Source organism: Stenotrophomonas sp. P5_A8 (assembly GCF_056400545.1).
The window spans coordinates 1-5,538 of sequence record NZ_JBFULB010000251.1 but is presented as its reverse complement, the minus strand read 5'-3'; the positions used below and the strand labels follow the sequence as shown (position 1 = coordinate 5,538).

Annotated in this window: 5 protein-coding genes; 4 read left to right on the top strand and 1 reads right to left on the bottom strand. The window is 66.6% G+C overall.

Annotated elements, in window-relative coordinates; translation table 11 throughout:
• Positions 1-338 precede the first annotated feature (338 nt).
• Genes AC1DQP_RS15460 through AC1DQP_RS15450 form a run of 3 tightly spaced genes read left to right on the top strand, consistent with a single transcriptional unit; the run spans position 339 to position 4,114 of the window.
• A complete protein-coding gene (locus tag AC1DQP_RS15460) occupies positions 339-2,156 on the top strand; it encodes a sensor histidine kinase (RefSeq protein WP_256777096.1) in 1,818 nt (605 codons plus the stop codon).
• Positions 2,153-2,593, top strand: coding sequence for a response regulator (locus AC1DQP_RS15455; protein WP_256777094.1), 441 nt, complete (start codon positions 2,153-2,155; stop codon positions 2,591-2,593). Before AC1DQP_RS15460 ends, AC1DQP_RS15455 begins: the two co-directional genes overlap by 4 nt.
• Positions 2,594-2,596: 3 nt before the next feature.
• Positions 2,597-4,114, top strand: a complete 1,518-nt coding sequence (locus AC1DQP_RS15450) for a two-component system sensor histidine kinase NtrB (protein WP_457319954.1) — start codon at positions 2,597-2,599, stop codon at positions 4,112-4,114.
• A gap of 94 nt (positions 4,115-4,208) precedes the next feature.
• On the opposite strand, the gene AC1DQP_RS15445 is transcribed toward AC1DQP_RS15450, so the two are convergent.
• Positions 4,209-4,946: a proteasome-type protease gene (locus AC1DQP_RS15445; RefSeq protein WP_457319952.1), complete on the bottom strand. Its 738-nt coding sequence runs from the start codon at positions 4,944-4,946 to the stop codon at positions 4,209-4,211.
• An 84-nt stretch (positions 4,947-5,030) separates the two neighbouring features.
• Between AC1DQP_RS15445 and folK the strand changes: the two genes are divergently transcribed.
• Entirely contained in the window at positions 5,031-5,528 is a 498-nt protein-coding gene (folK, locus tag AC1DQP_RS15440; protein ID WP_256777090.1) for a 2-amino-4-hydroxy-6-hydroxymethyldihydropteridine diphosphokinase, read from the top strand.
• Positions 5,529-5,538 lie beyond the last annotated feature (10 nt).

The window sequence follows — 5,538 nt, the reverse complement described above, 5'->3', positions numbered from 1 at the left end:
GGGCGCGCATGCCCTTGGAGGCGAAATAAAGGAGGAGGGGGCGGCCGCAGGCCGACGCCGGGGGACATTCGCCGGAAAGGGCATGGGCACCCAGCGCCCGACCCACCGACCGCCGCGCGCGTCAAGGGCCRCAGGCCGCTTTATGTACGCCTCCGAACGAGAGAAAGCGTGCCCGCAGTAGCTATGCGGTTTTTCCTAAACTGTTCATTAAATGAGACCAGCCCTATTCACAATGCGCTGCGGTATATTCATGGCTTAGCCCGCGTCGACGTGCCAAGCAAGCCAAGGCCGCTGCGCTGGGCACCGCCGGTTACGGCACCGTGAGTTGAAGAGGGCATATGGCGCTGGTTTTCAGTGATGACGTCTGGGATCGCTGGCGCTTGCCGGCACTGACCCTGGCCGCCGTGGCCATCATCGTGGTCCCGTGGCTGACGCTGCGGAAGCTGTCCGAAGAAAATACCGAAGCCATGCGCTGGGTGACCCATACCCAGGATGTGGGCGTGGCGGTGTACCAGTTGCAGGCCGATGTGCGCGACGTGGAGTCGGCTGCGCTGACCATGTCCAAAGGCATCGACGCGCCGGGTCTGCGCGAGCGTCTTGGCCAAGCCAAGGACATCCCGCAGCGGCTGCAGCGGCTGACTGAACTGACCCGCGACAATCCCGAACAGCTGGTCCGCATCGGCCGCATCCAGTCGATGGTGGAACGGCGTATGGAACTGGCCAGGCAACTGGCGCGCTCGGCACCGGATTCGGACCAGCGCGAACTGGTCAAGGACCTGACCACCCGCTATCCGATCCGCAAGCTGATCGAAGAACTGCAGTCCAACGAAGAGACACTGCTGGCAGAGCGCAGCGCCGTATTCCAGAAACAGCAGCGCCAGGGCGAGTTCGTGTCGTGGTCGGCGCTGCTGGTGCAGTTGTCGCTGCTGGGCCTGGTGCTGTGGTTGCTGCATCGCCAGATCAGCCATCGCGCCAGCGCCGAGAAAGCCTCGCAGCGTTCGGCCGCACGCGCCGCCTCGGTGTTGAACACCGTGCGTGAGCCGATCGTGCTGCTCGACCGTGAGTTGAAAGTGCAGCTGCATAATCCGGCCTTTGCCGAGCTCTACGGCCTGGATGAAACCAGCACCGAGATCCGCAGCCTGGACAGCATCGGCGACGGCGCCTGGAAGGATGCGGTGGTGCGCCAGCGGCTGATCGATGTGCTGCTGCGCGGCCGCGAGCTGTGGGATTACGAACACGAGCAGCGCACCGCCGACGAGCAGGTGCGCACCATGCTGATCAATGCCCGGCGCATGCCGCTGCCGGACAAGGACGATGAGGTGGTGCTGATGACGGTCAGCGATGTGACCGTGCAGCGCGCCGTGCAGCAGCGCGTGGAAGAACTGAACCGGCAGCTGGAAGGCAAGGTGGAACAGGTGTCCGAGGTGAACCGCGAGCTGGAAGCCTTCAGCTACTCGGTGTCCCACGATCTGCGCGCGCCGCTGCGCCACGTCGCCGGCTTCTCCGACAAACTTACCCGCCACCTGGGCGATCAGGCCGACGAAAAGTCGCTGCACTACCTCGGGGTGATTTCCAACTCGGCACGCCGCATGGCCGCGCTGATCGACGACCTGCTGGTCTACTCGCGGCTGGGCCGGGCGGCGATGCGGATGCAGGCGGTGGACATGCAGTCGCTGGTGGCCGACACGCGCGCCATGCTCGATGCCAACCTGCAGAGCGAGGCCGAGGAAACCGGCGTGCGCCGCCACGTGGAGTGGAAGATCGCCCCACTGCCGATCCTGGTGTCCGATGAGAACATGATGCGCCAGGTGTGGTTGAACCTGCTGGGCAATGCCCTCAAGTATTCGTCCAACCGCGACCCGGCCCGGATCGAGGTCGAGTACCAGCAGCAGCCCGATGGCGGCCACCTGTTCACGGTGCGCGACAACGGCGCCGGTTTCGACATGGCCTACGCCGGCAAGCTGTTTGGTGTGTTCCAGCGGCTGCACAAGGCCAGCGACTACCCCGGCACCGGTATCGGCCTGGCCAGCGTACGCCGCGTACTGACCCGCCACGGCGGCCGCATCTGGGCCGAGTCGGCCGTCGATGCCGGCGCCACGTTCCACTTCCTGCTTCCCCCTGCGCTCGACGCAATCAACAAGGGCTCCGCCGCATGACCGCACTCCGCACCATCCTCCTCGCCGAGGACAGCCCTGCCGACGCCGAGATGGCCGTCGACGCCCTGAAAGAGGCCCGCCTGGCCAACCCGATCGTGCACGTCGAAGACGGCGTGGAAGCGATGGACTACCTGCTGCGCCGCGGCGCCTTCGCCAACCGCGAGGAAGGCCTGCCGGCGGTGCTGCTGCTGGATATCAAGATGCCGCGCATGGACGGCCTGGAAGTGCTGCGCGAGATTCGCAACACCGAAGAGCTCAAGCGCCTGCCGGTGGTGATCCTGTCGTCCTCGCGCGAGGAAAGCGACCTGGCCCGCAGCTGGGACATGGGCGTGAATGCCTATGTGGTCAAGCCGGTGGACGTGGACCAGTTCTTCGGTGCGGTGCAGACCCTGGGCAAGTTCTGGGCGGTCATCAACCAGGCGCCGGAGATCGAGTAAGCCATGCCGCTGACTGGCCCGTCCCTGGGTATGCTGCGCGTCCTGCTGGTGGAAGATTCCGCCGAGGACGCCGAACTGATGTGCGAGCAGATGCTCGATGCCGGTCTTGAAGCCAGCTTCGAGCGGGTGGAGAGCGCGGGCGAGCTGCGCGAGGCGCTGAGCCGTTTCTCGCCGGACATCGTGTTGTCCGACCTTGCCATGCCCGGTTTTTCCGGCAACGAAGCGCTGCAGATCGTGCGCGGCTGGCATCCGGATGTGCCCTTCATCTTCGTGTCCGGCACGATGGGTGAGGAAAACGCGGTGGCCGCGCTGCACCAGGGCGCCAACGACTACATCATCAAGCACCAGCCGGCGCGGTTGCCCTCGGCGGTGGCGCGCGCGGTACGCGAGTCGCGCAGCAGCATGGACCGCCAGCGGGTGGAAGCCGAGCTGATGCGTGCCCAGCGCCTGGAAAGCCTGTCGCTGCTGGCCGCCGGGCTCAGCCACGACCTGCGCAACATCCTGCAGCCGCTGCTGATCATGCCCGACCTGCTCAAGGCGCGGACCCAGGACCCGCAGCTGCACCACCTGGCCGACATCATCGCCGAGTGCGGCCGGCGCGGGCACGAGATGGCCGAGTCGATGCTGTCCTTCGTGCGTGGCTCACGCAAGCCCAGTGAGCAGATCTGCATCGCGCACCTGTTCGAGGCGGTGGAGCTGCTGTTGCGCAGCAACCTGCCGGCCAAGGTCAGCCTGCACCTGGACGTGGCCGATGAAGGCCTGGCCGTGGATGCCAACTACACCGAGCTGCAGCAGGTGCTGTTGAACCTGTCCTTGAACGCGATCCAGGCGATGCCCAACGGCGGGCGACTGACGCTGCGCGCGGCCGCCGACCGCGATGGCCAGGGCGAGGAGTGGCTGCGCATCTCGGTGACCGACGAAGGCACCGGCATGGATGCCGACACGCTGTCGCATCTGTTCAACCCGTTCTTCACCACCAAGGCCAACGGCACCGGCCTGGGGCTGATCTCGTGCAAGCGCATCGTCGAAGGCGTGCACGGCAGCATCCACGTGGACAGCACGGTCGGGGTCGGGACGCGTTTCGACCTGCTGCTGCCGATGCAGGAAGTGGCCACCGACAGCGAGGCGGTGGATCAGCCGATTGCCGCCGGCACCGGGCAGTCGATCCTGGTGGTGGATGGCGAGGCCACGCGTCTGTCGCTGCTGGGCAACGCGTTGTCCAGCCAGGGCTACCACCTGCAGCTGGCCTCCGACGGCGCCGCGGCGCTGCGCTGGATGCAGCAGGAAGCAATGCCGGCCCTGGTGATCGCCGATGCCGGTTCCAAGCTGTTGTCGGCCAGCCACCTGCTGGGCGAAATGGCCGCGCTGGGCTTCCGCGGGCCGGCGCTGGTGCTGGAAGAGGCCGACGTCACCGTGCCACTGGCGGTGTTCCCGTCGACGATCAACGTGCACGTGCTGCGCAAGCCGCTGGAAATGCAGCAGGTGTTCCGTTCGGTGGCCGAGGCGTTGGAGACGGCCTGATCGTGGTGGGATGACCACGGTAGTGCCGGCCGTTGGCCGGCTCTGCCTGCACCCCACAGTGTCGGGTGGCCGGCCAGCGGCCGGCCCTGCGGTTTCAGGCCTCTTCCCATGGAAACCGGGGCAGGGTGGTTACCGCCTGCTCCAGCTTGTGCGACCAACTGCCGTGGATCTGCGCATACAACGGGCTGTCGCCGGCCAGGCGCATGCGCTGGCTGATGCGCAGGTCATCCTTGCGGATCAGCACCAGATCCACCGGCAGGCCCACCGACAGGTTGGAGCGGATGGTCGAGTCCAGCGACACGATCGCCGTGCGCGCGGCATCTTCCAGCCGCGTCTGCGGGCGCAGGATGCGGTCCAGGATCGGCTTGCCGTACTTGGATTCGCCGATCTGCAGGAACGGGGTCTCCGGCGAGGCGGAAATCGCATTGCCGAGCGGGTAGATCATGTACATGCCCGGTTGTTCACCGGCGATCTGCCCGCCCAGGATCAGGGTGGCCTGGGTCATGATGCCGTCCTGTCCGGCGTCCTGCGTGGTGGCCTTGACCTGGCTGTCGACCAGCACGCGGCCGACGTACTCGGCCACCTCGAACAGGTGCCGGTAGGCGAGCAGGTTCTGCTCGCGCGCTTCCTCCACGTCGCGGCGCAGACGCGAGACCAGCAGTTGGGTGGTGGCCAGGTTGCCGGCGGCCATGATCACGAAGGCGGCCTGCCCGGGGAACTCGAATTCATGCAGCTTGCGATGGACCCGCACGTCGTCCAGCGACGCGTTGGTGCGGGTATCGGCGGCGAAGACCAGGCCTTCGTCCACCTCGATGCCGACGCAATAGGTCATGTCGGTGTCCTATGATGTGCACCCCGATTCTATGCGCAGGCCATGTTGGTCCCGTGTGGATTCGCCCCACGCACGCTGAATACCATGACCACTGTGCTCCTGAGCCTGGGCAGCAACCTGCAGCCGCAACAGCATCTTCACGCCGCGGTGGATGCGCTGCGCGCGCGCTTCGGCGCGATCGCGGTCTCGCCGGCCTACCGTACCGCCGCAGTCGGCTTCGACGGCCCGGATTTCCTCAACAATGCGGTGGCGATCGACACCGATGTGCCGCTGGATGCGCTCGATGCCTGGCTGCATGCGCTGGAAGACGCGCACGGCCGCGACCGCAGCGGCCCGCGCTTCTCCGACCGCACCCTGGACCTGGACGTGGTGTTCTACGGCGACCTGATCGTGGAAGGCCCGGGCCACCTGCGCATTCCGCGCCCGGAACTCAAGCACGCCTTCGTGCTCAAGCCGCTGGCCGACATCGCCCCGGACTTCATCGACCCGGTCAGCGGCCTGTCCCTGGCCGCGCTGTGGCGCGCCCATCGCCAGTACGGCGAGGCGTTCGAGACGATGGAACTGCTGCCCATTACCCGGTAGTGCCGGCCGC